This is a genomic window from Kiloniella sp. (assembly GCF_048270245.1).
Taxonomy (GTDB): Bacteria; Pseudomonadota; Alphaproteobacteria; order Kiloniellales; family Kiloniellaceae; genus Kiloniella.
In genome coordinates, this window is sequence record NZ_JBLWTH010000006.1 from 40,364 (window position 1) to 66,309 (window position 25,946).

The 25,946-nt window shown below is 43.8% G+C and carries 25 protein-coding genes; 8 read left to right on the forward strand and 17 right to left on the reverse strand.

Translation table 11 applies throughout. The features are described 5' to 3' along the window. Positions 1–4: 4 nt before the first annotated feature. From ACN0W5_RS14270 to ACN0W5_RS14315, 10 genes are all read right to left on the reverse strand, one after another. Positions 5–667, reverse strand: a complete 663-nt coding sequence (locus ACN0W5_RS14270; RefSeq protein ID WP_417454771.1) for a glycosyltransferase family 2 protein — start codon at positions 665–667, stop codon at positions 5–7. Beyond that, positions 649–1,728, reverse strand: a complete 1,080-nt coding sequence (locus ACN0W5_RS14275; RefSeq protein ID WP_417454772.1) for an N-acetylneuraminate synthase family protein — start codon at positions 1,726–1,728, stop codon at positions 649–651. Before ACN0W5_RS14275 ends, ACN0W5_RS14270 begins: the two co-directional genes overlap by 19 nt. Positions 1,729–1,773: 45 nt before the next feature. After that, positions 1,774–2,766 (reverse strand): UDP-N-acetylglucosamine 4,6-dehydratase (inverting), encoded by a 993-nt coding sequence (gene pseB / locus ACN0W5_RS14280; RefSeq protein ID WP_417454773.1) that lies wholly within the window; start codon positions 2,764–2,766, stop codon positions 1,774–1,776. Positions 2,767–2,770: 4 nt separating this feature from the next. Continuing rightward, positions 2,771–3,655, reverse strand: a complete 885-nt coding sequence (locus tag ACN0W5_RS14285) for an SDR family oxidoreductase (RefSeq protein WP_417454774.1) — start codon at positions 3,653–3,655, stop codon at positions 2,771–2,773. 82 nt (positions 3,656–3,737) lie between these two features. Further along, positions 3,738–5,582, reverse strand: a complete 1,845-nt coding sequence (locus tag ACN0W5_RS14290; protein WP_417454775.1) for an ABC transporter ATP-binding protein — start codon at positions 5,580–5,582, stop codon at positions 3,738–3,740. Then, positions 5,579–6,706, reverse strand: coding sequence for a DegT/DnrJ/EryC1/StrS family aminotransferase (locus ACN0W5_RS14295; protein ID WP_417454776.1), 1,128 nt, complete (start codon positions 6,704–6,706; stop codon positions 5,579–5,581). The genes ACN0W5_RS14290 and ACN0W5_RS14295 overlap by 4 nt, the downstream gene beginning before the upstream one ends. A 10-nt stretch (positions 6,707–6,716) precedes the next feature. Beyond that, on the reverse strand, positions 6,717–7,301 hold the full coding sequence (locus ACN0W5_RS14300; protein ID WP_417454777.1) for a DapH/DapD/GlmU-related protein: 585 nt from the start codon (positions 7,299–7,301) through the stop codon (positions 6,717–6,719). Between the two features lie 10 nt (positions 7,302–7,311). Next, on the reverse strand, positions 7,312–8,253 hold the full coding sequence (locus ACN0W5_RS14305; protein ID WP_417454778.1) for a Gfo/Idh/MocA family oxidoreductase: 942 nt from the start codon (positions 8,251–8,253) through the stop codon (positions 7,312–7,314). A gap of 114 nt (positions 8,254–8,367) precedes the next feature. Then, the gene (gene nusG, locus ACN0W5_RS14310; RefSeq protein WP_417454779.1) at positions 8,368–8,859 is read right to left on the reverse strand and encodes a transcription termination/antitermination protein NusG; all 492 of its coding nucleotides are present in this window, start codon (positions 8,857–8,859) and stop codon (positions 8,368–8,370) included. Continuing rightward, positions 8,856–9,491, reverse strand: a complete 636-nt coding sequence (locus ACN0W5_RS14315) for a hypothetical protein (RefSeq protein WP_417454780.1) — start codon at positions 9,489–9,491, stop codon at positions 8,856–8,858. The genes nusG and ACN0W5_RS14315 overlap by 4 nt, the downstream gene beginning before the upstream one ends. A gap of 229 nt (positions 9,492–9,720) precedes the next feature. Between ACN0W5_RS14315 and ACN0W5_RS14320 the strand changes: the two genes are divergently transcribed. Together ACN0W5_RS14320 and asnB are read left to right on the forward strand one after the other, a co-directional pair. Beyond that, positions 9,721–10,746 carry an NAD-dependent epimerase gene (locus ACN0W5_RS14320; RefSeq protein ID WP_417454781.1) on the forward strand — a complete coding sequence of 342 codons (1,026 nt, stop codon included), beginning with the start codon at positions 9,721–9,723 and terminating at the stop codon, positions 10,744–10,746. Positions 10,747–10,830: 84 nt separating this feature from the next. Beyond that, positions 10,831–12,795, forward strand: a complete 1,965-nt coding sequence (asnB, locus tag ACN0W5_RS14325) for an asparagine synthase (glutamine-hydrolyzing) (protein WP_417454782.1) — start codon at positions 10,831–10,833, stop codon at positions 12,793–12,795. A gap of 181 nt (positions 12,796–12,976) precedes the next feature. Here asnB and ACN0W5_RS14330 read toward each other — a convergent pair whose 3' ends face one another. After that, the gene (locus ACN0W5_RS14330) at positions 12,977–13,762 is read right to left on the reverse strand and encodes an NAD(P)-binding domain-containing protein (protein WP_417454783.1); all 786 of its coding nucleotides are present in this window, start codon (positions 13,760–13,762) and stop codon (positions 12,977–12,979) included. Between the two features lie 275 nt (positions 13,763–14,037). Here ACN0W5_RS14330 and ACN0W5_RS14335 point away from each other — a divergent pair, with 275 nt between their 5' ends. Further along, complete coding sequence (locus tag ACN0W5_RS14335; protein ID WP_417454784.1) at positions 14,038–15,429, forward strand: dipeptidase; 1,392 nt, start codon at positions 14,038–14,040, stop codon at positions 15,427–15,429. A 92-nt stretch (positions 15,430–15,521) separates the two neighbouring features. Here the strand turns inward: ACN0W5_RS14335 and ACN0W5_RS14340 are convergent, their stop codons facing one another. Together ACN0W5_RS14340 and ACN0W5_RS14345 are read right to left on the reverse strand one after the other, a co-directional pair. Then, a complete protein-coding gene (locus tag ACN0W5_RS14340) occupies positions 15,522–16,529 on the reverse strand; it encodes a YeiH family protein (RefSeq protein ID WP_417454785.1) in 1,008 nt (335 codons plus the stop codon). 183 nt (positions 16,530–16,712) lie between these two features. Then, the gene (locus tag ACN0W5_RS14345) at positions 16,713–16,982 is read right to left on the reverse strand and encodes a DUF6356 family protein (RefSeq protein WP_299381418.1); all 270 of its coding nucleotides are present in this window, start codon (positions 16,980–16,982) and stop codon (positions 16,713–16,715) included. 131 nt (positions 16,983–17,113) lie between these two features. Between ACN0W5_RS14345 and ACN0W5_RS14350 the strand changes: the two genes are divergently transcribed. Together ACN0W5_RS14350 and ACN0W5_RS14355 are read left to right on the forward strand one after the other, a co-directional pair. Continuing rightward, the gene (locus ACN0W5_RS14350; RefSeq protein WP_299381415.1) at positions 17,114–17,578 is read left to right on the forward strand and encodes an Lrp/AsnC family transcriptional regulator; all 465 of its coding nucleotides are present in this window, start codon (positions 17,114–17,116) and stop codon (positions 17,576–17,578) included. A 164-nt stretch (positions 17,579–17,742) separates the two neighbouring features. After that, positions 17,743–19,044: an FAD-dependent oxidoreductase gene (locus ACN0W5_RS14355; RefSeq protein WP_417454786.1), complete on the forward strand. Its 1,302-nt coding sequence runs from the start codon at positions 17,743–17,745 to the stop codon at positions 19,042–19,044. 1 nt (position 19,045) lies between these two features. Here ACN0W5_RS14355 and ACN0W5_RS14360 read toward each other — a convergent pair whose 3' ends face one another. Continuing rightward, positions 19,046–19,705: a LysE family translocator gene (locus ACN0W5_RS14360; protein WP_417454787.1), complete on the reverse strand. Its 660-nt coding sequence runs from the start codon at positions 19,703–19,705 to the stop codon at positions 19,046–19,048. A 159-nt stretch (positions 19,706–19,864) separates the two neighbouring features. Here ACN0W5_RS14360 and ACN0W5_RS14365 point away from each other — a divergent pair, with 159 nt between their 5' ends. The 3 genes from ACN0W5_RS14365 to ACN0W5_RS14375 all read left to right on the forward strand — a co-directional run bounded on the left by ACN0W5_RS14365 (position 19,865) and on the right by ACN0W5_RS14375 (position 22,873). Next, positions 19,865–21,034, forward strand: a complete 1,170-nt coding sequence (locus ACN0W5_RS14365; RefSeq protein ID WP_417454788.1) for an aminotransferase class V-fold PLP-dependent enzyme — start codon at positions 19,865–19,867, stop codon at positions 21,032–21,034. 290 nt (positions 21,035–21,324) lie between these two features. Further along, a complete protein-coding gene (locus tag ACN0W5_RS14370) occupies positions 21,325–22,308 on the forward strand; it encodes a GlxA family transcriptional regulator (protein WP_417454789.1) in 984 nt (327 codons plus the stop codon). 94 nt (positions 22,309–22,402) lie between these two features. After that, positions 22,403–22,873 (forward strand): hypothetical protein, encoded by a 471-nt coding sequence (locus tag ACN0W5_RS14375; protein WP_417454790.1) that lies wholly within the window; start codon positions 22,403–22,405, stop codon positions 22,871–22,873. 10 nt (positions 22,874–22,883) lie between these two features. On the opposite strand, the gene ACN0W5_RS14380 is transcribed toward ACN0W5_RS14375, so the two are convergent. The 3 genes from ACN0W5_RS14380 to ACN0W5_RS14390 form a co-directional block, all read right to left on the reverse strand. Then, positions 22,884–23,849: a metal ABC transporter permease gene (locus tag ACN0W5_RS14380; protein ID WP_417454791.1), complete on the reverse strand. Its 966-nt coding sequence runs from the start codon at positions 23,847–23,849 to the stop codon at positions 22,884–22,886. Continuing rightward, on the reverse strand, positions 23,849–25,063 hold the full coding sequence (locus ACN0W5_RS14385; protein ID WP_417454792.1) for a metal ABC transporter permease: 1,215 nt from the start codon (positions 25,061–25,063) through the stop codon (positions 23,849–23,851). The genes ACN0W5_RS14380 and ACN0W5_RS14385 overlap by 1 nt, the downstream gene beginning before the upstream one ends. 68 nt (positions 25,064–25,131) lie before the next feature. Continuing rightward, on the reverse strand, positions 25,132–25,944 hold the full coding sequence (locus ACN0W5_RS14390) for a metal ABC transporter ATP-binding protein (RefSeq protein ID WP_417454793.1): 813 nt from the start codon (positions 25,942–25,944) through the stop codon (positions 25,132–25,134). Between the last annotated feature and the right edge of the window lie 2 nt (positions 25,945–25,946).

Below are 25,946 nucleotides of genomic sequence, written 5' to 3' on the forward strand. Positions count from 1 at the left end.
TCGTTTAAGAAAAATAAAGCTGTAAGTCGCTGGCAATGCATTTTGCCCAAGCGCGCAGGATACGATAGTTGGCCTTCAGGACACCGCCGATTCTGGCCTGATCGTCTTGACGAGAGATTATATCAACGGGGACGCTCGAGATTTTTCCACCATCTCTCGCGACATCAAGCAATAATCCTGTATTGATAGTCTTTTTCGTTCTTGGTTTATTGTATTTTATATAAGCATCTGATTTGATTGCTTTTAATCCACAAAGAGGATCTGGAATAGCAAAACGTTTTTGAGTGTAGTATCCAAAAAGAATTTCAGAAAATCTTGGGAAAGATGCACGAGCTCCGATAGCTATTAATGCATTCTCTTTAAGTATTGTTTCCAGAACGCTTTGAACAGATTGTAAACTATGTTGTCCATCAGCATCACAGCTTAACAGAATTTGTGCTTTATGGGCTATTGCAGTTTTGAAACCGGCTGCTAGCGCGCGATCATATCCCTTGTTCTTATCGTGCTTAATGACCAATGCTCCAGCTTTTGTTGCCTCTTCGGAGGTTAAATCAGTGGAGCCATCATCAACAACAATAACCATGCCTAGCTTAGTTAAGCCTTTAACGATGTTAAAAATAGTACCGGCTTCATTAAGTGCGGGGATAATTATGGCGACTTTGGGCATTCAACATCTTCATTACGTACGCAATCACCCGCAGGGATATCCCTAATCAATCTTTGTCCAATTAAAGTATCTATTTTATAGGGTTCAAGGGCATCCGGGGGGCAAGGACGAAGAACAACAAGATCTTCTAGCTTAATAATTGATCCTGAATTTAGATCTTTAGCAGAACGGATTGCTCTTCTTTGCACGACTACTGTTTCTTCTTCATTGGGCATGACCATTTTTTCATGGCACCCTAGTGCTGATTCGAGCCATCTCGTTCTCTCGACCATTTGAGACCATGTCTGTGGGTTCATAGCAAAGGGGTGATCTGGTCCTTCACGATTATTGTCATCAGTGAAATGTTTCTCAATAACTCGTGCGCCTAATGAGACAGCACCAAGCACCGTCATATCACCCGGAGTATGATCTGAAAGACCTAAAATAGTATTCGGAAACTTTTCACGATAGGTTTTTAATACGTTTAAGGCAGAATAACTTATGTTATCAATATTTCCCGTATAATTCGTATTGCACTGCATGAGAACCAGTTTGTTTGTCTCTCGGAGAGCAACGTCCATTGCTAAATTGACTTCTTCCATGGTTGTTGCGCCTGTCGCGAGCAAAAGGGGTTTATTATCTTTTGCCAACTTGGATATCATTTCATGCCAGGTAATATCTCCTGAGCCGAGCTTCCATGCGCAAACATAGTTACTTAGATAGTCAACTAGATTAAGGTCATAAGGTGTTGTAAAGTAATCAATTTCAGCTTCGTCACATGCTTTTTGAAGCTCTTCTGTCCATTCCAAAGGGAGTGAGGCTTCTCGATACACCTCTACGACAGATTTTTTCCATTTGGCCTGATGGCCTAAGCCAGCGTTAAGGTTTTCAAAGCCATAATCAGAAACAATAGTCTCAGCAACAAAATTTTGAAACTTTGCAGCGTTGGCACCAGCTTCTGCAGCCAAGAAGATAAGTTCCTTGGCTCTTTCTAAAGATCCATCATGATTTGCAGCAATATCTGCAATAAAATACGTTGGGTGTTCAGTGCCGATACTATTGTTTCCGATGGAAATATTCATTGTTTGCGGCTCATCAGTTATTATGAAATCTAACTTTTGGGGAGACTAAGCATCTGATTCAATAACAGAACGAAGCTGTTCGGTATTGAACCAATCGGTATTTGTGTCACTGGCGTATTCAAAATCCTGCACGACAGGCATACCTTTTTCTTCGTTAAACACGGGACTTGGGTCATAGTCCCAAAAAGTTGACTGCGGCTTTATTACAAAATGGTCTTTGAACTCTAAAGTGTTCCGTGCTTCGTCTTTAGGAATCATCATTTCATGTAGCTTTTCACCAGGGCGAATTCCTACAATTTCTTGCTTACACTCGGGATCGATTGCAGAAGCGAGATCTGTGATTTTCATAGAAGGAATTTTGGGAACAAATATTTCGCCACCTCTCATGCGTTCAGCCGAATCAATTACAAATTTAACGCCGCTATCAAGAGTAATCCAGAAGCGAGTCATTCTTGGATCGGTGATCGGTAAAACACCTTCTTTTGCTTTCTCCTTGAAAAAAGGAATAACGCTTCCTCGTGAGCCAATAACATTGCCATATCTAACAACAGAGAAACGAGTACCGCCAATATCGGATAGATGATTTGCTGCTACAAAGAGCTTATCGGAACAAAGTTTAGTTGCGCCGTATAGATTTAAGGGGTTAACAGCCTTGTCCGTTGATAAGGCAATAACCTTTTGGACGCCGGTGTTTATTGCGGCGTTAATTATATTCTCGGCACCCAAAACATTCGTTTTAATACACTCAATCGGGTTATATTCAGCAGCAGGAACTTGTTTTAGGGCTGCTGCGTGAATAACATAGTCAACTCCTTTAAATGCTCTTTCCAGTCGAGCTTCGTCTCTAATATCACCAAGAAAATAACGAAGATTAGGATGTGAAATGTCTTGCGCCATTTCAAATTGCTTTAACTCATCGCGTGAAAAGACAATCAAGCGTTTTGGGCTGTGATCTTTGAGGAGCTTAGAAATGAATACTTTACCAAAGGAGCCTGTGCCGCCGGTAACTAGTATTGACTTTCCATTGAAGACGCTCATGTTTTTAACCATTCATTTCTGCATATAAACTATCTATGCCTTCATCTATCGAAGGCATTTTTTGATCAAGGAGTTTAGAAGTTTTTTCTGAACTCAATGACATATCTTTAGGTCTTAATGTTTGTGATTGTATGTTGCTGCTTTTTATACCCTCAAGTCTCACATCGGGTAAACCAAATTTAATTGCGACTTTCTTTATGAAATTATATTTAGAAATTCGTTCGGCACTGGCCACATGGTAAATACCCTTACCGTCGTGTGCGACAAGATCCATTAATATGTTGATTAAGTGGGTTCTATGGAGAGGTGAAAAAAACACATCAGTGTAGCCATAAACCGTTTCTGCTCCTTGTAGAGCGCTCAAAATCCAATCTGAAAAAGATGTCCTCCACTCAAGGCCTTTACCATAAAAATTCGTACGAGCAACAAGAGTATTGGGATTACTTGAAAGAACTTGTTTTTCACCTAGGTATTTTGTCATTGCATAAGCATTAAGAGGCTGTGGTTGTTCATGCTCTTGGACGTGTTTTTTTGATCCATCCCATAAATGATCCGTGGATATATATACCATTTTACAAGCGTTTATTGATGCCCATCGAGCCATAATGTCCGGTGCCGTAACATGCAACTTGGTTGCTAGATCAATGTTTCTTTCGCATTCATCTACATTGGTTAGAGCTGCACAGTGGATTATTTTCTTAGGTTGCGCATTCTCTAGAAGCTGAAGGATTTCAGCATCATCTGTAATATCACATTGTATTGTTGTTATTCCCTTAAAGGGCATTGAGTGATGATTAACAACTCCAATTGCATTGATATTATTCATGCTTAAGTGATAACAAATCTGGCTCCCCAATAAACCACTGGCGCCTGTGATTAGCCAAGTCATTAACTTATATTCCAGATTTCTTTATTTTGTTGATGTGTCTACGGCTAATGATAAGCATTTCAAACCTGTTTAACGATAGGACTTATACTGAATATTGTTTCTCATTAAGTTGGTTAGCTGGAGGATCATTTAGAATTGTACCGCCAGTAATTGCGATATCTCTAAAGGTAGAGTTTCGAGAAACCAACTCGGCAAAATTACCAAAATCAATAACTTTGCCATTATCCATATAGACGATTTTATCAAAAGACTTTAATGCGCCCAATCTGTGTGTAACAAATATCAAAGTGTTTGTTGAATGTTGCGACACAAGTTCATCTATAATGAATTTTTCAATTTTTAAATCTAAAGCGGAAGTTGCTTCATCAAAAATAAGAATATCAGGCTGATTATAGAGGGCTCTTGCAACGCCAATACGTTGTGCTTGCCCTCCAGAAAGTTGGGATCCTTCGTCTCCTACAATTGTATCCAATCCATGTGGCAGAGATTTTATGAAATCTTTTAACCCGGCATTGGTAACAGCTTGCTTTATTGCTTCTTCATCGATTTCTGGGTCAGATATACCAAGTGCTATGTTTCGACGGATAGAATCGTCGTTGATATATATTTTTTGGGGAACGTAGCCTATTGATTCTCTCCATAGTGCAAGGTCTGAAAAGATGTCTGTGGTATCACTCAGCACCATACCTTGCTGTGGTTTCTGAAAGCCGAGTAATATATCTACGAGCGTTGATTTGCCTGCTCCGGAACTACCAACAACAGCAATGTTTTCGCCTTTTTTTAATACTAAATTGAGATCTTCTATATGGCCTGCTTCTTGATTCGGATGTTTAAAACAGACTTCCTTGAATTCAATCTTCTCTTTATAAGTCAGGCTTTTACCCGAAGTTATTTTTGATGAGTTTTTTGTTGTTTTGATAAACTTAATTTCTTCTGTCAAACAATCAATGGCTGCTGAACCTGCTCTAATTTGTTGTGCTGCAACTAATATTCTATTTGTAGAAGAGGCGACCCGTAGGCTTGCTGCGCCAAGTAGTGCTAACGTGGCAATGATTTCACCTGATGATCGCTGTGTCGAGAGAGCAAAAATAATGATCGCTAAGCTGATTGCGATAAGGATTTCGAGAAGAAATCGTGGTGCTATTTGATAAAGGCGTTGTTCTGCAGAAATGTTCGAAAGAATTTTCGTGTATTTGGTCACCAAATCAATAACAAATTCTTGCCTGTTAAGTATATGGAGCTCTTTCAGGGCTCCATATCCCTGTCTAATCCAAGTTAATTGTTTAATATTTATAGTTTGATAGGTTTGAGCCAAGAACCCCAGTCTTTTGTGAAGCAACATGTAAATTGTGAAGCCACCCCCACCGAGAACAGCAAACGCTATACCGGATGATAAAGGATCAATTGTAATGAGGACAATGAGAGCCAGAACAATTGTTACAATCTCAATTAAAATTGCTGTCACGGGGAGAATTATCATCGAAACGATTTGGCGACTCAAGGCATATACGTTTCTGATAAGTTCAGATGTACTACGTGTTTTTATTTTAGCATACGGTGCTCTTAAGTGGCTGGAAAATATCGAGGACACAAGTGACGCTTCAAAACGTACGAGCGTTTTATTTTGCCAATGGTAAATGAATAAAGAGCCAATATTTTTAAAGACAATTAATCCAAAAATGGAGATGGAAAGGATTAAGGATATTTCTTCACGGTTGTAATTAGGGAAAAATTCAAAAATGATTTTTATTATAGGACTGTTATTCGACCCATCTGTATCTAAAAGCATAAGGATGAGTGGGAAAACCAACCCTAATCCTAAAACTTCAAGAGCTGATAACGCTGCACCAGATAAAACGATTAATGGTGTAAGGCGCCTTGTTCTTTGGTCAAGGAGGCTTAGTAAATTAAAAAATTGCTCTTTCATTGACGCTTTAAAATCTTTTCTATTGTGGCGCAGATATAATTTTGGTCGGCTTCAGTTAGATAAGGAGACATCGGTAAACTAAACACTCGTGATGATAGCAAACGTGAGTTTTGAAGTCCCTCTGGGGCTGATGGATACGTTTGGTAAGCTTTCAGCTCGTTTAAAGGAGTTGGATAGTAAATGGCTGTTGGAATTCCTTGATTAATCAGTTTCTCTCTAATGATCTCTCGTTTTGTGCAGTGTACAGTGTACTGAGCCCAGGCAGGTTGGCTTGTAGAGTGTATTTTCTGTTTTATAAGGCTCTCCGGTAGTACGGCAGAGTAGGTGCTTGCTATCTTTTGACGGGCAAATATCTCGTCACTAAGGATGTTGATTTTTTCAAGAAGTATAGCTGCTTGAATAGTATCTAATCGGCTGTTCATACCTACACGAACATTGTCGTATTTATCGATGCCTTTTCCGTGAATTCGCAGAGATTTTATCTTATCTGCGAGTTCTGTGTTATTCGTAATTACTGCCCCACCATCACCATAGGCTCCTAATGGCTTGCTGGGGAAGAAACTTGTTGTGGTTATCTCTGCAAGAGTTCCGACTTGTCTATTACCATAAGTGGCTCCTATGCTTTGCGCCGCATCTGCTATAACAAATAGGTTATTTTCTTTGGCTATAGAAGTAAGCTTATCGTAATCTGGAATTGCTCCGAAAAGATCAACGGCGATGATCCCCTTGATGGAGTGACCATTACGTTTTGCATCGTAAATTGAACTTTCTAGGCTGGCAAAGTCGATCAAAAAAGTTTCTTCATTAACGTCCACAAAATATGGTATGGCGCCTAGAAGTGCTACAGCTTCGGCCGTTGCTGCAAATGTAAAATTTGGCACGAAAACAACATCGTTGGGCTGGATATCCAATGCCATCAGTGCAAGAGAGAGCGCATCTGTACCATTTGCGCAGCTAATAACGTGCTCTGCGTTGGTATATCTTTCTAATGCTAGTTCAAATTGTCGTACTTCAGGGCCCATAATATATTGACCGTGTTCGATAACTTTCTCGACGGCGGCTTCAATGGAGCCTTTTAGGTGAATTCGTTGAGTCTTTAAATCTATAAAGGGAATTTTATTCATTGCGTTTCTTCTAGGAGAGATTTTTGAGTACAAGAAACCCATTTGATGTCTCTAGATATTCGGTTTTGTCTGAAGGGCAAATCAAATCTTCCGAGAGTTTTGAGCCAGCTTTGCTCATCCATCCAATCTGCTTTGCAGGCACGCCTGCCATCAATGCGTGAGGTTTGACATTTGTTGTCACAACAGCGCCTGCAGCGATGAAACTGTATTCGCCGAGTTCGTGCCCACAGACAATTGTTGCATTGGCACCAATCGTGGTGCCCTTGCGAACAACCGTTTCTCGAAACTCGGCTTTACGTTCTATTTCAGCTCTTGGATTGTTTACATTGGTGAAAACGCAAGAAGGGCCACAGAAAACACCGTCTTCTAGTGTGATGCCTTTGTAAATACTAACATTGTTCTGTATTTTGCAGTTTGTACCAACCTTGACAGATGGCCCAATCATAACATTTTGTCCAATAGTGCAATTCTCGCCGATGATAACGTTTCCAAGTATATGGCTAAAATGCCAAATTTTTGTGCCGTCACCGATAGATACATTCTCATCTATGTAAGAGCTTTCATGAATAAAGCACGAGGATGATAGGGGAGACATTTTGATGTTATTATAGCTGTGAAGTGGTGAGGGGATGACGTTCGCCAAGACGAGGGGTCAGATCAAGTGTTCGGATAGTGGAAACAAGTTCAATAGAGGTTTGTGCATCATCCAAAGCAAATCCTTCCCCATCAAGAATATGCTGATAACTGGCTGTATGAAGATCTGTGAACCCGCCAGAAAATTCGATCTCATCACCGTCAACAGTGATTGATCGATAGGTTGGTTGTTTTCCTTTTACATGTTCTGGCAAATCGGATTGATCTACAGATAAAAACCAACGAACGCGCGCTTGTTTGAATTCCAAATAACCAGCGCCTCTTTCGCCTGAACGAATATGGACTTTATTTTCTTTAAGTGGGCCAAAAATAAAACCTAGCATATCATAAAAGTGTACACCTATATTGGTTGCAATGCCTCCGGATTTGTCGTCGGCGCCTTTCCATGAAACATGATACCATTTCCCTCTGGATGTGATGTAACTTAGATCAACATCGTAAATTTTATCTGGATTTTCTGCGACTTTCTTTTTTAAGTCGATAATGGCGGGGTGGAGGCGCAGCTGCAAAATGGAATATATTTTTCTACCTGTTTGCTCTTCTATCTCACGGAGCCCTTCAATATTCCAAGGATTAAGAACCAGTGGTTTTTCGCAGATTGCGTGAGCATCTGACCTTAGAGCAAAGCGGCAATGCGCATCATGTAGATAGTTGGGTGAGCAAACGCTTACATAGTCAATTAAATCGCCACGGCGTCTCAATTTATCTATGTGACGATCAAATCGTTCAAATTCTGTAAAAAAGCGAGTTTGCGGAAAATAGCTATCGATAATACCGACACTATCATTAGGATCCAGTGCTGCTATCAAATGATTGCCTGTATCTTTGATAGCTTTCATGTGTCGGGGGGCAATGTACCCAGCGGCACCAATCAGAGCAAATGTTTTTGTCATTGAGTTAATGTGTATTTCTTCAAGGTTAAATCGTACGATTTTCCCACGCTACCGCACTTTGGGTGAACGCGTTTTCACCCATAAAATGAACTTTCTATTAGCCTCTTTATTTGATTAAGCGACCGATGTCACATCAAATCTAGAGACCGTGGTTTTTACTTCTCTACCGAGCAAATTGAGCAAGACAGCGATACGTTCTTTATCAACCATGTGGGATAAAGAACCGATAATATTAGCAAACGGGCCAGATAAAAATTGCACTTTTTGGCCAGGCTTAAAATCAGGATCTACATTTTTATCTTGGGAAATGCTTTCCTTTAAGCCTGCAACAAAATCGCTCGGCAAGCTCGGGAGGAAGTTACCATTGGATATCAAGTGCCTGACGCCATAAGTATTGTTAATTGAGCCCCAATTATTGGCTTTTGTATCCAATTCGACAAATAAATATCCGGGGAAAAGTGCTTTTTTTACGATATCAACTTTTCTGGCGTGTCTACGTGACTTCATGTAGTAGGGGAAAAATACCCGGTACCCTTGTCTTGCCAAGTTTACTTCAGCGCGAGTTTCCTGATTAGAATGGGTATTCACGACGTACCATTTTTTCATGCCTTCACCTTGCCGGTGTTAACAAGGGCGTCAAGTGAATGAATTCGAAGGAATTCAGGAACAATTAAATCAATACTCTCGTACTGTTGGCTTGCTTTTTCAAAAGTTTCTTGCGGTGCTTCAGAGTCTGTCAAAATCATAACGTCATAGTTATCGATCTTATCCAGTGTGTCTAAGACGGGGATGTTGCCAATTTTTTCTCGATGCGTGGTGTTGTCAATAACGGCGAGAATTTCTACCTTTGTATCCCAAGCTGCCATAATTGCAATTTCTGCTAACTCGCCACCACCAAGTAATACACTTGCTTTGTCGCCTTGAGCTTCAATTGTCTCGAAAATTTCGGAGTATTGGTTCCGGGCGTTCTTAAAAAAATCTAATGACGTGTCTAAATATTCGACGACTAACCTGCTCTTTTCGCTAAAGCCTCTAGGTGTCAGATAGTAGGCATATCGTTTGTAAGGAGCTGATTTTGCTTTAACGTAACCTTTGTGAATGGCACGTTTTAGTAAGGCATTAGTGAAGCCGATAGAAACCCCGATGCGTTTCGAAAGCGTCATCTGAGAGATCACTTCACCCTCTTCCAGAGACTGAAGAAATTCGATATCAGTTTTTATATCTGACTTTGAAGGCATTTGAATTCCAAAATTTTTCTTGGATAATGTAGATCGATTTACAATATAGGTCAATCATCATTCATGCTGTGAATTTCACATTCTGAATGATATGTATGTTCTTGATGCTTTGCCCTTACATATGCTTTGCGGATATAGGAATCTAATTAGTTGTTTGTAGTAATACTTTGGTGGTAAGAACTAAAAATGTTGCTTGTCTTATTCATTATATAATAGGTCGTAATTTTTTATGTCGAATAAAACCTTTGTGGTTACTGGTACAGCTGGATTTATTGGATACCACCTTGCGGACCGTTTATTGAGCCAAGGGCACAAAGTTGTCGGGATTGACATTGTCAGTGATTATTATGATGTAACTTTAAAAGAAGCTCGCTTGGCTAACTTGACTAAGTATGAATGCTTTTTCGAAAAGCGCATAGATCTTGCTGATTGGCCAGCTGTTGGAGCTGTTTTTAAGGAGCATCGCCCAAATTATTGTGTGAACTTGGCGGCGCAGGCGGGTGTTCGGTATAGCCTTGAAAATCCGAGAGCTTATCTTAGAGCGAACGTTGATGGCTTTTTAAATATACTTGAAGCATGTCGTCATTACCCTGTCGAGCATTTGATATATGCATCAACAAGTTCTGCTTATGGTGCGAATACAAATATGCCTTTCAAAGTTTCTGAAAGTGCTGAACACCCAATGACGCTTTACGCGGCCACGAAAAAATCTAATGAGATGATGGCGCATTCCTATTCTCATTTGTTCAATATTCCAAGCACAGGAATGCGGTTTTTCACCGTATATGGTCCTTGGGGGCGCCCGGATATGGCGCTCTTTATGTTTACACGTGATATTCTGGCGGGCAAACCGATCAATGTCTTCAACAATGGCAACATGCAGCGCGACTTTACTTATGTGAAAGATATCGTTCAAGGTATCAGCAGGTTGGCTGAAGCACCGCCTTCAATAGATCCCAACTGGGATAGTAATAACCCCAATCCAAGTACGAGCGGTATTGCCCCCTATCGAGTCGTTAACATCGGAAATACACGTTGTGAAAAGCTGATGCGCTATATTGAAGTACTGGAAGACAAGCTCGGTGTAAAAGCAGAATATAATATGTTACCGATGCAGGATGGTGATGTACCGGCTACCTGGGCGGACGTTTCTGAGTTGACGGCTATTACAGGCTATAAACCGATGACGACGATCGAAGAGGGTATCGGCCACTTCGTTGATTGGTATAAATCGTACTATAGAATTAATTCATAAACCTCTGCTGACAAAGTCTAAGGTTAAGTAGGCTTTTATACGGCTACGTATTTTCTCTGTGTGGTGACTAAGGAGTCATAATTCATGTGTGGTGTCGCGGGATTTCTCGAGAACAATGCTAATCGACGTGAAGAGCATCTTTCTCAGATAGCGCATGCTATGGGAAATGCAGTGCTACATCGCGGTCCTGATAGTGGGGATGTCTGGGTTGAGGGATGTTCCGGGATTGCTTTGTCCCATCGACGTTTGGCTATTGTAGATTTATCTTCAGCTGGCGCTCAACCAATGGCTTCTGCCTGTGGTCGTTATGTCATTATCTATAATGGTGAAGTTTACAATCACAATGAGATTAGGCCTGAACTGGCTGCTCAGGGAATTAATTTCAGGGGGCATTCTGATACTGAAGTTATTTTGGAAGGCTGTGCTCTTTGGGGGGTGAAAGCAACAGTACAAAAATTGATTGGAATGTTTGTTCTCGCTCTGTGGGACCGTCATGAGAAACGCCTAACAATTGTTCGGGATCGATTGGGTATTAAACCAGTTTATTGGTCTAAAACGTCCAATAGCTTTTTGTTTGGTTCAGAACTCAAAACCTTGCGAGTACATCCAGATTGTCCGGAAGAGATTAATCGTGACGCTGTTTCTGGGTTTTTAAGGCATAATTATATTGGTGGCGCAGCAAGCATTTATGATGGGATCAATAAACTCGAACCTGGTTGGATAATTAGTGTACGAGCGAATGAAGAGCCAATATTGGAGCAATATTGGTCTCTAGATGATGTTGTTGCTGGGGCAAAGAAGGATCCTTTTGAAGGAAGCGACGAGCACGCAGTAGAGTCGCTTCATGAGCTACTTCTTGATGCAACAGGTCGTCGTATGATGGCTGATGTTCCTCTTGGGGCTTTTCTTTCTGGTGGTATTGATTCTTCGACTGTTGTTGCATTGATGCAGGCGCAAAGTGAGCGTCCTGTTCGGACTTTTTCAATTGGCTTCAACGAAGAGGGATATAACGAAGCGAAACATGCTGCAGAAGTAGCGAAACATTTGCGCACAGATCATACAGAACTGTATGTCTCTCCTCAGGAAGCGCGAGATGTTATTCCGAAGCTTCCCTTTTATTTTGATGAACCCTTTTCAGACTCATCACAAATACCAACTTATCTCGTGTCAAAAATGACAAGAGAGCACGTTAGCGTTGCTCTCTCAGGAGATGGCGGGGATGAGCTTTTCTCTGGTTATACAAGGTATTTTACCGCTGAGAAATATGGAAAAGCGATTTTTCGACAACCGCAAATGCTGCGTCGTATTGAAGCTACGCTCATTCAAAGTTTGTCTCCCAAAAATTGGGATCAAATTGGAAAGCTAATTCCTTCTAGCCAACGCCCAGCTTTATTCGGGGATAAACTGCATAAGTTGGCTAGAATATTGGATGGTGGAAAAGATGATTTTTATCGCGGTCTGGTAAGTCATTGGTCAGACCCGGACAGTATTGTTATTGATGGGGCTGAGCGAAAAGGCATTATGTGGAACGACGAAGTTAAGCAAAGAATTCCCAACTTTATCGATCGGATGCAATATCTGGATACCTTGACCTATCTTCCGGATGATATTCTAACCAAAGTGGATCGAGCTTCTATGGCGGTTTCTTTGGAAGCGAGAGTACCTTTGCTTGACCATCGAGTGGTGGATTTTGCATGGAAACTGCCACAACACATGAAAATTCGTAACGGTCAGGGAAAATGGCTCTTGAGGCAAGTTCTCTATAAATACGTTCCCCGAGAACTTATAGAGCGGCCGAAAATGGGCTTTGGCGTACCAATTGATTCATGGCTTCGTGGGCCCTTGCGTGAATGGGCGGAAGATCTGTTGTCAGTAAAATCCTTAAGCGAAGGTGGTATTTTTAGACCAGTGCCAATACGTGTGAAGTGGCACGAGCACCTTTCCGGCCGTCGAAATTGGCAATATCTGATTTGGGACATCTTGATGTTTCAGGCATGGCAGAAGGAGAATGCTGTCTCTCCGATTGTAAAGTTGAGTCAGGGTGGGTAACTATTTCTCTTTTTCAAGTATTTTACCCAAACCATACCTAGCCAGTCTTCTTATATTACTTGTCTATCGTTTTGAAGCCTGCTGCAAAAAAGGGGGAGGGTTAAGCATCGAGATAAGTTTACCTCCCATTTAGGCAATTTAAATCTTAAAAGTACTGAACCAGATGATCTGCTCTCAATTATCATTCCCCAAGTTTTTTATGCACATGTTCCAGAGCATGATCCCAGGCGGTAAATCCCTGTTCCTTCTTTAGAAGATTTAACCCCTCCAGCGTAAATGTCCCTTCTGTGGCAATCTCATTGGTGATGGTGGCGAGTTTTTGATCTTCTTTTTGCAGGGCGTAGGCGGTTGCGCCTCTTATGTTGTGTAGAATAATGTTACGGGCCTTGTCTTCGGGAAGGCCTTTTTCTTCCAGCCAATTTGTCATTGTGCCAAAAAACTCATAAAGCCATCCGTTCATACAGGATGTTGTTAGAGCCAGATCAAAATCATGTTCGGAATCAAAGCTTATTGGAGTACCTGTGAAATTTGCGAGTTTTTCTACCTCTGGGTTGGGCGGATAAATAGGAACAACGCCTTCGCCAGCTTCGATGCTACAGACAGGGATCATACGAACCAGTGTTTGGGGTAAGTGCTTTGCTGCTGCGTAATGTTCGGTAATTGTTTTTCCGGCGACTGCGGTAATCACAATCTGATCCTTCCGAAATGATAATGGTTCCAGCAAAGCGGATAATTGTTTGGGTCTGACAGAGAGCAAAATGATATCTGACTTATCTATAACGTCCTGATTATTTTGTGCGATTAAACAATGATGTTCCCTGGAAATTTTTTCAGCAGTTTGCGCATTTCTCGGCGATAGATATATTTTCCCTTGGTATCCACCGTTTCTGAGCGAGCTTGTAAAATAAGAGGCGAAATATCCAGCACCCAATATGCCGAGTACAGGATTTGTTGTGTCGTTGGTCATCCTCTTATTCTTTCCCAGTTCGTACCTGTTTAGATCGTTTGTAAGTTTCGATAACTGTAAATGGATTATTTCTGTTTGCCTATTGTAGATTTCGGTTAAATATCTTTCGGAAACACAGCTTGCCTAGTCAAGTTAGGTTCTGTTAGCCTTGCACAGCTTTTTACCCGTTATTCCTTGATCTCAAAAATTTATATCAATGATCACAGGGTGTTTTTGACGGAATTCAACATGCCTTATCGGGGCTAATAAAAAATACAAACACTAGGAGCATAGGAATGAGCGCTTTGGAACAAGTGTTATCCCACGTGGATGACCATCTGGAAGAATCAGTAGATAGATTATTTGACCTTGTCAGAATTGAAAGTATTTCTACAGATCCCGCTTATAAAGCAGAATGCCAGAAGGCGGCAAAATGGTTAGAGCGTGAACTCAAAGAGCTTCAGTTCGATGCTTCTGTGCGGCCAACCCCTGGTCATCCTATGGTCGTTGCCCATACACCCGATCAGGATACAGGCCCACATGTGCTGTTCTACGGACATTACGATGTTCAGCCTGTCGATCCGTTGGAGCTATGGGATAATCCGCCGTTTGAGCCTACCATCAAGGAACTCGCTGACGGTAGCAAAGAGCTAACAGGTCGCGGCACATCAGATGATAAAGGGCAGCTTCTTACTTTTGTCGAAGCATGTCGCGCTTGGCGTGCTGTAACGGGTAAGCTACCGCTGAATGCGTCGATCATTTTTGAAGGCGAAGAGGAAACTGGTAGCCCAAGTTTGGATGATTTTCTGGCGGCGCATAAAGATGAATTAAAGGCCGATCTGGCGTTGGTCTGCGATACTAGTATGTGGGATAAGGATACGCCTGCGATTACAGTTCGCCTTCGCGGGATGATGAAAGAGAACCTTGTTATCAAGGCTGCTGACCGTGATTTACATTCTGGTGGATATGGTTCTGCTGCGCGCAATCCGTTGCATGTTTTATCTAAAATTATTGCGGATCTTCGGGATGATAAAGGGCGTGTTCAAATTCCCGGGTTTTATGACGGCGTGGGTGAATTACCAGCGGATATAAAAAAGCAGTGGGATGAATTGGGATTTGATAGCGCAGAATTCCTTGGTGAAGTCGGACTTTCTGTGCCTGCAGGTGAAGAGGGCTACTCTGTCCTTGAACAACTGACATCACGCCCGACCTGTGAAGTGAATGGTATCTGGGGTGGATATAACGGCGAGGGGTCTAAAACTGTTATACCGGCCGAAGCGAATGCTAAGTTCACTTTCCGGTTGGTTGATCAGCAGGAACCTAGCAAAATTCGGGAGGCATTCCGACGCTTTGTTGAAGCTCGTTTGCCAGCCGATTGTTCTGTTGAATATGAATCTGTCGGGGGAGAATTTGGTCCCTTGGTTGTCGATACGGATATGCCAGAAACGCAGAAAGTAATTAAGGCGCTTTCTGACGAGTGGAACAAAGAAGCTGCCCTGATCGGGTCTGGCGGTTCTATCCCTATTACGACTGAATTCCGGCGTGTCTTAGGTATGGAAACTCTTTTGGTTGGCTTTGCTCTGGAAGATGACCGTATTCACAGCCCTAATGAAAAATACGACCTCAAAAGCTTCCATAAAGGTATTCGATCCTGGGTCCGCATTATTGCAGCCTTAGGTGACGCATAGAAAGACATAGGTGGCAGTTGATATAGCTATCTTATTTATTCAAGGGCACGAACATTAGGGATTATGTTGGTGCCCTTTTTGTGTCTGCTTTGTCAATGTATCAAATAGATACTGCCTATGATCAGGCCTGCAATAATGATGGTTTCGACGACGACCAAGATTAATGCTTGATGACCAATCTGGAGAACATCGCGCAGAGATGTTTTGAGCCCGACGGCTGCGATAGCGGCGATGAGGCACCAGCGGGATAGCTCGGACAGTTGGGTAATCCAAAAATCTGAAAGCACCCCTGTAGAACGTAAGCCAGTGAAAGCAATGAAACCGATTAAAAAGAGTGGGGGCAGATAAGCCTTAATTTTGTTTGTGCTGGTTTGCTTGAAGATTGTCATGACAAAAAGTGTAATCGGAACAAGAAGTGCCACGCGGAAAAGCTTTGCCACGGTGGCCGCATCACCTGCTTCTGCTGAAATGGAATAGCCTGCCCCAACAACCTGTGCGACATCGTGAATTGTTCCGCCAATAAAAAAACCTGATTCTTCGGGCGTCATTTCTAGCCATAATGCAAGAGGGGGGTAAAGAATCATGGCCAGCGTGGACAGAGTTGTGACCGCGACAACAGCAAAAAGAGTAGAGCGTTCTTTGCTTGGAGACGCTGGCATAGCAGCCGAAATCGCCAGAGCTGCCGAAGCACCGCAAATTGCGGTGGCGCCTCCTGTTAACAATCCGAAGCGTTTATCAAATCCAAAAAAGCGGGCAAGTAGTACACCCGATGCAATGGTCACGACGACTGCGATGACCAAAATTATAGTTGATGTAATCCCAAGTTGGGTAATTTGATCGAGACCAATCCTTACGCCTAAAAGAGCAACACCAATGCGTAAGAGAGATTTGCTTGTGAATTCAATGCCTGGCTTTGCGGATGATCCTTCGATGAGGGAATTAAGGCTCATACCAAAAAGCAAGGCGTAAAGAAGTGTCGGCCCCCCATGGTGATCGGATATAAAAGTTGCTGCAAAAGCCAAGATGATTGCTAGCATTACGCCAGGTATGAGTGGTTTCATCTGGGCGTACTTTTCAGCCCCGAAAACGAGAACAGGCATTGTTTTACTCAATATGCTTTGTGATTGTATCACGCTAAAGGCGCAACAGGTATTTGCGAAGATCCTATAGGAAGATCACTCTGAAATCTCAAAAAATTATCTGTTAAGCAAAACTAATGATAGAGCACGCTTTTGATTAAAGAGGCGGCAAAATTATGAATATTGCTGAAGGATAAAGAGCTATCAGGCGCGATTTGGTTCTGTATTTTCGATTGATGTATCTTGCTTAGCCTGATGACGCATACGATTCTGAACCATTCTGTCGTACAGTTTTGTAACTAGTTGGCTGCCGGTTTTTTCAAAAGCGCCTGGAATAAAGGCATGGCAAAGGCAAACAAAAAAACCAAGGCACATGTTAAATGAAAAATACAAAGCCTGTCCCATGTGCTCAAAATAGGTTTCGTTCACAGCTTGTGGATGATCAATAAAAAGATTGTCGATAATTTTTTTCATTTAGTTCACCAAGAAATCGTTTTTCGTTTTTGCTTTTTCTCAGTATAGATCAACATTACAGGTAAAATTTTCTCATTCTTCGTGGTAATGTGTCGACTTCTTGAGAAAATATCCCAATATAAGAGAGTTTGATGAAGTTAGATGATATTGATCTCCGAATTTTAAAGGAGCTACAGCGTGATGCCAGTCGCCCCGCATCGGAAATTGCAGAGTTGGTTAATCTGTCTACCAACGCCTGCTGGCGTCGCATAAAGCTATTGCAGGAATCTGGTGTTATAAAAAAACAGGTGGCCTTGGTTGATCCGGCTATGGTGGGGAAAGAGTTGACGGTTTTTGTCGAGTTGCGAACGGCGCATCATGGGGATGGATGGCTTGAAAGTTTTTCCGAGGGTATCAGTAAGATTGATGAGGTGGTTGAATTCCATCGGCTCAATGGGAACGTGGATTATTTGTTGAAAATTCTGGTGTCTAGTATCGAAGACTATGACAGGGTTTATAAGAAGATTATTCGCACGGCACCATTGCATGATGTGACGTCATACTTTTCTATGGAAAAAATTAAAGAAACAACAGAGGTGCCGCTGGATAAAAGATAAGAGGAAGGCATATGGCGTTATCATTTAGCGTCGTTAAATACAGAAATCGGGCTTTTTACTTCCCATGATTTCATCGACGTGGCAGCTTACTATTCTACGATATTCTTTATTTCAGATGTAAATCTTTTGTGTGAATTTTTTCTCTCCAATAACTGAGCATGGCCATGGCTGAATTTGAAGCTTTCAAGCATGAACCTTTTTGGTGGACTGATCCTCGTTTTCAGCCAGATAGTTACGTTCAGCCTGATACCCCACCTAAAAAAGTTGATGTTGTCATTATTGGCGCAGGATACACAGGACTTTCTGCGGCGCTTACCCTTGCGCGTGCAGGACGATCTGTCGTTGTTTTGGACGCTGAACGTCCGGGATGGGGGTGTTCAGCGCGAAACGGGGGCCTGTTGGGACCAAGCTTTCATAAACTTGGCCTCAAAGGGCTAGAGCGCGCGTATGGGAAAGATAAAGCGCGTGGCATCATGCGTGAAAGTTTGGATAGCATGCGGTCGCTGATTTCTTTTGTGGAAGAGGAAAAAATAGATTGTGAATTGGTAATGCGTGGGCGGTTTCGAGGTGCCGTTCATCTTAAGCATTATGATAACCTCGCCCGACAAGTTGAGGTTATGCAAAAAGAGCTTGGTCTTAACGCGCATATGGTTCCAAAATCTGAACAACACTATGAAATTGGGTCTGACCTTTATCATGGTGGAGCTGTGTATGAAGATGATGGCACGCTTCAACCTGCGTTATTACTACAAGGTATTTTGAGTAAAGCTACTGAGGCGGGTGCAAAGGTTTATGGTGGACAAGCTGTGCAGGATGTTTCTGGCTCAGCAGGTGAGTTAGAGGTGCGCACGAAGAACCATTCTGTGAAAGCGAGCGATGTTATCGTGGCTACGAATGGCTACACGCCTAAAAATTTAAAATGGTTTCGTCAACGCATTATCCCGATCCGGTCTGCGGTAACAGCGACAGAAGAGTTGCCGCCGGAAAAAATTGTCGAACTTTCACCTAAATTAAGAGGTCACGGCGATACGCACCGTTTGGTTTTTTATTACCGTCCGTCGCCTGATGGAAAGCGAATGGTCTTTGGCGGTCGTGCAAAGGATCTCAAGGATAACCCCAGAGAGTACGTTGCTTATCTAGGAGCCGCGATGCGACGAATTTATCCACAGTTACAATCGGCAAAGATTGAATATGCGTGGTCCGGTGTTGTGGCCTATACTTTTGATCATGCGCCGCATGTGGGGAAAATCGATGGTGTCCATTATGCTATGGGGTATTGTGGTTCAGGCGTTGGACGCGCGGTCTATTTCGGTCGTAAGACAGCGTTGAAAATTCTGGGTGATCCTGAAGGTCGGACCGAATTGGATGACCTGCCTTTTAATAGCAGGCCATTTTATAGCGGATCTCCGTGGTTCATGCCCTTTATGATTCGCTGGCATGCTTTTGCGGACAGAATGGGATGGTAGCTTACCTTTGAGCCGAAGCGAGTAGAGCACCAAAGCTGACAAAAGTTGCGCCGAGCACGCGGCGAACAAGACGAATGCGCTTTATATTGCTCATAAAATTTTTCAAGCGTCCGCCCATCATGGCAATCATCAGGTGGTTTAAGAAACAGAGAATCGCATAAGTTGCGGACAAGATTGTTGCCTGAAATAGTGCGGATCCTTCTCCGCTCATAAAGGGCGGGAACAGCGCCAATATAACGACGATCGCTTTTGGGTTGGTCAGTGATACAATTAGGGCTGTTGAAAAAAGTTTGTGTTTTTGAGGGGGACGTATGTTTAGATCGTCTTCTACCAAGCCGCTTTTGTCTCTCCAAGTTTTAATGCCGAGCCAGATCAGATAGCCTGCGCCAATAAATTTTAGAATGGTAAAGGCTAGGGCTGACGTTTCCATAATTGTACCCAAGCCCAGAGCAACTCCAAATCCGAGAATAAATAAGCCAAGCGCATTGCCTGTTGCAGACCAGATCGTTGCGCGCCCGCCAAATTTAAGGGTGTTTGAAAGTGCTAATAATACCGCCGGTCCTGGGCTGATTGCCGGAACAAAACTAACGGCTATGAAAAATAGCCAAACTTCTAGTGTCATGGAGAGGCTCGATTTGAGGGCGTGATTGATGAGAGCCAAACTCTGCGCCTTTTTTGAGAGGCAGGCAAGCTTGATGAATGAAAAAGGGATTATTGCGTTTATGTCACAATTGTTAATCCGAATTTACCCTTTTTACAAAGGGTCCGTTTGCGTACTCTCTGATGAATTTATTTTAAAGATACTGCTAAGGATTTAATGATGGCTGGCCGCAATTCACTTTTCATCCCCGGACCAACAAATATGCCGGAACGTATTCGTCTGGCGATGGATATAAATACAGAGGATCACCGGGCTATGTCTGCGCCGGATTTCATGGTGCCCTTGTTTGAAGATTTGAAAAAAATCTTCCGGACAACCAAAGGTGAAGTGATTGTTTTTCCATCATCCGGGACGGGTGGATGGGAAGCGGCCATTACCAATACGCTTTCACCGGGCGATAAAGTGCTTACGGCGCGTTTCGGACAGTTTTCGAGCCTGTGGATTGATTCGTGTCGTGCACTTGGTATTGAGGTCGAAGATATTGATGTGCCGTGGGGTGAGGGTGCGCCTGTAGAGCAAATTGCTGAACGCCTTGCTGCTGATACCCAGCATGAGATCAAAGGTGTCATTGTTTGTCACAATGAGACTGCAACGGGTGTTACATCTGATATCAAGGGTGTTCGCGAAGCTTTGGATGCCTGTAACCACCCAGCGTTGCTGTATGTGGATGGTATCAGTTCAATTGGTGCCATTGAGTTTGAGATGGACGCATGGGGCGTTGATCTTGCCGTCGCTGGTTCACAAAAGGGCTTCATGTTGCCAACAGGGCTTGGCATTATTGGCGTTAGCCAAAAGGCACTTCAAGCGGGTGAAACGGCATCGTGCCCGCGGTTCTATTTTGATTTTAAGATGATGATTAATCAGACACGTACTGGTTTTGGTCCCTATACACCTGCCATGGGATTGTTGAGAGGCTTGCGTGCTTCTGTTGATGTTCTGCTTGAAGAGGGCATGGAAAACGTGTGGCAAAGACACCATCGTCTGGCCGAAGGGGTACGGCAAGCTGTTGCCGCATGGGGACTGTCGACCTGTGCCAAAACACCTGCATGGCAATCTGATACGGTTACCGGTGTTATGGTTCCTGAGCATATTGACGGGCAGGAAATCGTTAAGCGAGCCTATCAGGATTATAACCTTTCCCTCGGCGGGGGGCTTACTCAAGTCGCTGGAAAGCTATTCCGTATTGGACATCTTGGTGATTTGAACGAATGCATGCTGTTTAGCGCACTTGGCGGAGCTGAGATGGTTATGCGCGATCTGGGAATGGATATTGAACCAGGCAAAGGTGTTGGTGCTGCGATCGAGTATTGGCACAAGAATAAAGTATAGCTGTTTTACTTAATCCTTCTTCCCGATATTCTTATGCGTTGTTTCATCGCTCATGCAGAAAAATCTACACTTCACTCTTTACGCCTTGAATAACAATTAAGTTAAACAGCTAAAGCTAAATACTGCGTCTAATTATGAAAGGCTGTCTGTTTCAGGCAGCCTTTCTTGTTTCTACTATTGAAACCTTGGAAAAGGCCGCTTAGAAGGGGATGTGTCGTTTTATGTAGAAAGCGACAGAATCCAGTTGTTGTACTCGTGACACGTGTCAAACATTTGTAAAAGAGAATAAAATGTTTCCAGAACCCAAAGAAGGCAAAACCCGGCGTGTTGGCTTTTTGCTCTTGCCTGGGTTCTCAATGAACTCTTTTACCTTTGCGATGGAGCCCTTGCGGGTTGCAAATAAAGTTGCGCGAGAAGAGCTTTACGATTGCCCTGTTTTCTCACTGGATGGAAAGAACGTTGAAGCATCTAATGGCTTGCGATTGGAGGTGCGGGGTGATTTGGTATCTGCGAGCGAGCCTGAAAATATTATCCTTTGTGGCGGACATAATATATCGGGGTTTGATACCAGTGATTTTATGCCATGGCTCAGAGCCGTGGGGCGTCAGGGCAAGGTGATTGGGGCGCTTTATACAGCGTCGTATTATTTGGCCAAAGCCGGGTTGGTTGATAAAACCAAATGTGCGGTCCATTGGGAATATTTGTCAGCCTTCAAAGAAACTTTTCCCGAGATTGAAACATCAAACGAACTGTTCGAAGTTAGTGCAAGAGGCTTTACCTGTGTGGGCGGTACGGCTGGGCTGGATATGATGCTGAACTTTATCTCTGACCTGCACGGGTTTGAGCTGGCCAGAATGGTGGCGGATCAGTTTGTGCACGAACGTATTAGAGATCGTCGAGAGTTCCAGTACTTTGGTCTTTCCGCACGCTATTCCATTCAAGATCAACGCCTGTTGCGAGTGATCCAAATTATGGAAGATCACTTGGAAGAGCCTTTGAGCCTTGAAGAGTTGTCCAAAATTGCGGGATCGTCACGCCGTCAACTAGAACGCATGTTCAGCAAGCAGTTTAATAAGTCGCCGGCCAGATATTATAGCGAACTCAGGCTCTATCGATCACGACAGTTGATCATGCAAACCAAGATGCGGATTATCGAAGTGGCCTTGGCTTGTGGCTATAATTCATCGGCGCATTTCTCGCGCTGTTATCGTAATTTCTTTGGCTGTACGCCGCTTTCAGAACGTAAACTGCCAACTCAAAGCCAGAAGTTATAATCATCATTTACCCGCTAGGTATATCTACGCTGATCCAATTATTGCCTCTTTTCGCTTATACTCTTCCCTAACGAACAAGAAATGAGGTTACGTTATGAAGCGTCTAATCAGAAAAAGTTTCACTGCGGCAATTATACCAACCGTTCTTTGTTTGACGGCTGTGGGGATTGTGTCCATGTCGCCAGCCTATGCGGCACAAACGTCGCAAGAACAGGTCATTGGAAATGTGATCAGTGAAATTGAGCGGACGGTGATTAATCGTTATTTTGGCAAAGAAGACCAGACGTCCAAAGATCACAAAAAGAATAAAGGGAAGGGCAAGAAGAAAGGCCTGCCGCCAGGTTTGGCTAAAAAAGGATCTTTGCCTCCCGGACTACAAAAGCAGCTGGATGAAAAAGGGTCTCTACCTCCTGGTTTAGCCAAGCGTGATCTGCCTAGCGACTTGCAAAGCAGATTACCTCGCCGGGCAAACAGCAGATTTGTGATCGTAGATGACGATGTTGTCTTGATCGATATTTTGACCAATAAAGCCTTGGATGTTCTCGAAAACGTTTTGAAGAAATAGACTTCCGAATTTAAAGCGGCGCGGGCTCCTGAAGGGCTTTGCGCTGCTTCAGGAAACGCCCGAGCGTCCCGTGATTCGGGGCAAATATCATTGAAAAGGCCTGTAGCAGACACGCGACAACGGCAATCATACCCGCTGCGTTTAACGCGTAATTTTCACCGAGTAGAAACGGGCCAAAAGCGGCGATCAAGTATCCGAGGCATCCGGATAAAAGTGCAAAGAAGGATGACAGGATGATCTGGGAACTCAGTTTATCCGTCCACATACGTGCCGTTGCGGCGGGGCAGATGAACATGGCAATGACAAGAATGGATCCAACGGCATCAAATGCGGCAACAGCAGAGGTTGCAGTTATGATGATCAGGCCAATGCTGATGTAACGGGCATTGAAGCCCAAGGATGTTGCCATCGCGGGATCAAAGGTTGATATCTTCAATTCTTTAAAAAAGAGGATAATGACAAGCAGGACGAGAAGGGTAACACCCCCAAGCCTGCTGATACTGCCCGGCATCTGTGCCAGCCCATCAGTTGATAATATATCAGACCAGTTGTTTAGCCCGAACCAGAGAGTAGATTCCAGATTTCCGTAGAGGGCATGTTCGACATCAAGATGAACACCAGAGGCTCCGGTCTGTTCCAAAATGAGCACACCAAGAGCAAACATGGATGTAAAAACGACTCCCATGGCTGCACCTGGTTCTACATTACCAAGACGGCGGATAACTTCGATCAAAAGGGCCGATATCAGCGCCGCGCCCAAAGCGCCGAGCAGCATGGGCAATGTATCTAACGTTCCAGACAAGAGGTAGCCGACCACGATACCCGGCAAAACAACGTGGCTCATGGCGTCGCCAATCAAACTCTGGCGCCTGAGAACAAGGAAGTTGCCAGGTAAACCACAACAAAGCCCAGCAAGAGAGGCAACCAGTAGTGCTGGGAAATCAATCTGGAGAAAATCTGCGAGTGGTAAATCCATTAGCCGATTTCCTTCTGCGGATTGTCAATCGACATTTCCAGCTCTTTTATTAGATCGCGGGGAAGAATGTCGGTAATCATGGCAAGCGACCAGCGGTTTTGAGCGAAGGCTTCTTCCGGATAGTCATTGAGGTATTGATTCCAAAGTGCTTGGTCTCTGGACATGGAAGTAACGATTCTCGTCCCCCTTTTTGTTAGGGTGAGGTCGTTGTTCAAAACGCCTTCATGTTTCAACAAGAATGAGGCCAAAAAAGATAGATCCGGTTGCCCCTTGTCGAGGGATAAAAGAGCACGGCGGCGCGTAATTTTGAGTCTGAAGGAAAACTGTCTTAAGGCCGTGGCAACCACACCTCTTTTCGGGGCAAAAAGAAGAGAGAGTGTAAAGAGAGCTGTTGCGGTCAACACGATTGTTGCCCCAGAAGGTAAGTCCGGGGTAAGCGCAGATAACGCTGCCCCAAGATAACAGCTCATCCCGCCCGTAAAGGCAGAAATTGCGACCATAACGCCCAGGCGGTCAGTCCAAAAACGGGCCGCAACGGGTGGGATAATTACAAGCGCGATGATCAGAATGAGTCCTACAGTTTTAAGGCCAATGACAACAACCGCGAGCAATAGGGCCATCATAAGAAGGTCAATTTTACTCACGGCCCAGCCACGTGATGCAGCGTAATCCGGATCAAAGCATACCAAGCCAAATTCTTTCATGAACAGGACAGCAAGCACAGTTATGACAAGGGCTGAAGTGGCGATCATTTCGGCTTCACTCTGTAGCATGCTGGCTGTGGAGCCTAGTAAGTAACTCTCCAGACCCGCCTGGCTCCCGCTTTTCAGGGTTTGAATGTAGCTCATCAATACAACGCCCAGACCAAAGAACGAGCTGAGCACAGTACCAATAGCCGAATCTTCTGGAAGGCGTGTGTTGTCCTTGATCCATTGGACTAATAAAACGCCAAGTATACCGCTCAGTGTTGAGCCGATCATGAGAAAAGGAAGGCTTTTGCCTGTCCCTGTCAGGGTAAGGGCAACCAGAAACCCCAATGTGATGCCGGGAAGAGTTGCATGGCTGATTGCATCGCTGATCAAGGCGCGTTTACGCAAAAGAGAGAAGACACCGACAACTCCCCCTGCAGTGCCAAGTAAGCCAGCACCGAGAAGGACAACATTCGTGTTGTACCCACTCTGTAAAGTTAGGGTTTCAAAAAGTTCCTGAAGCACGATTCTGCCTTTGGCGTTTCTGGTGGTATTTTCTGGTTTTTAATGTGTTCTGGGTCTTTAGGTTAGGATCATTGGCCTGCGAGAGACATCAACCCTGACAATTCCGAAGGTGCTAGGCGGCCACCGTAGGCACGTTGCAAGTTTTCAGAGGTAAAGGCCTCGTGCATTGGGCCACTGGCCACTGACCTGACATTGAGAATAAGCGCGTGATCGAAATAATCCGGGGCCGATTGAAGGTCATGGTGAACACAAATTACGGTTTTCCCCTGATCTTTTAGCTTTTTCAATACATTGATAATGGCACGTTCTGTCGCGGCATCGACACCGACAAAAGGTTCATCCATGAAATAAAGCAATGCGTCCTGTGCCAGTGCACGGGCAAGAAAAACACGTTGTTGTTGCCCGCCAGATAGCTGTCCGATCTGCCGATCTGCGAAATCGACCATCCCGACTTTCTCTAAATAAGATAGAGCCTGTTCTTTATGGGCTTTTCGAACGGGTTTCAGCCAGCCAATCTCGCCGTAAAGTCCCATGGTGACAACATCAAGCGCAGAGGCGGGGAAATCCCAGTCCACGCTGCCGCGTTGAGGAACGTATCCGATAAGCTTACGTTGCTTGTCCACGGGCTTACCGTAAACGGTGATTTCCCCCGATAGCTTCGGGATCAAGCCAAGGGCAGCTTTGATGAAAGTTGACTTCCCGGCCCCATTGGGGCCTACGACCGCGACCAACCCTTTCTCCGGTGCAATAAACGAGAGATCCCAGACCACTGGTTTGTGGTGATAGGCAACAGAAAGTCCTTCGATTGCCAAGGGGGCTTTTTTTGCGGTCTCTGAGCTGAGGGATGTACTCGGTTGCAATTTCAATAGTTTCGCGATCATCG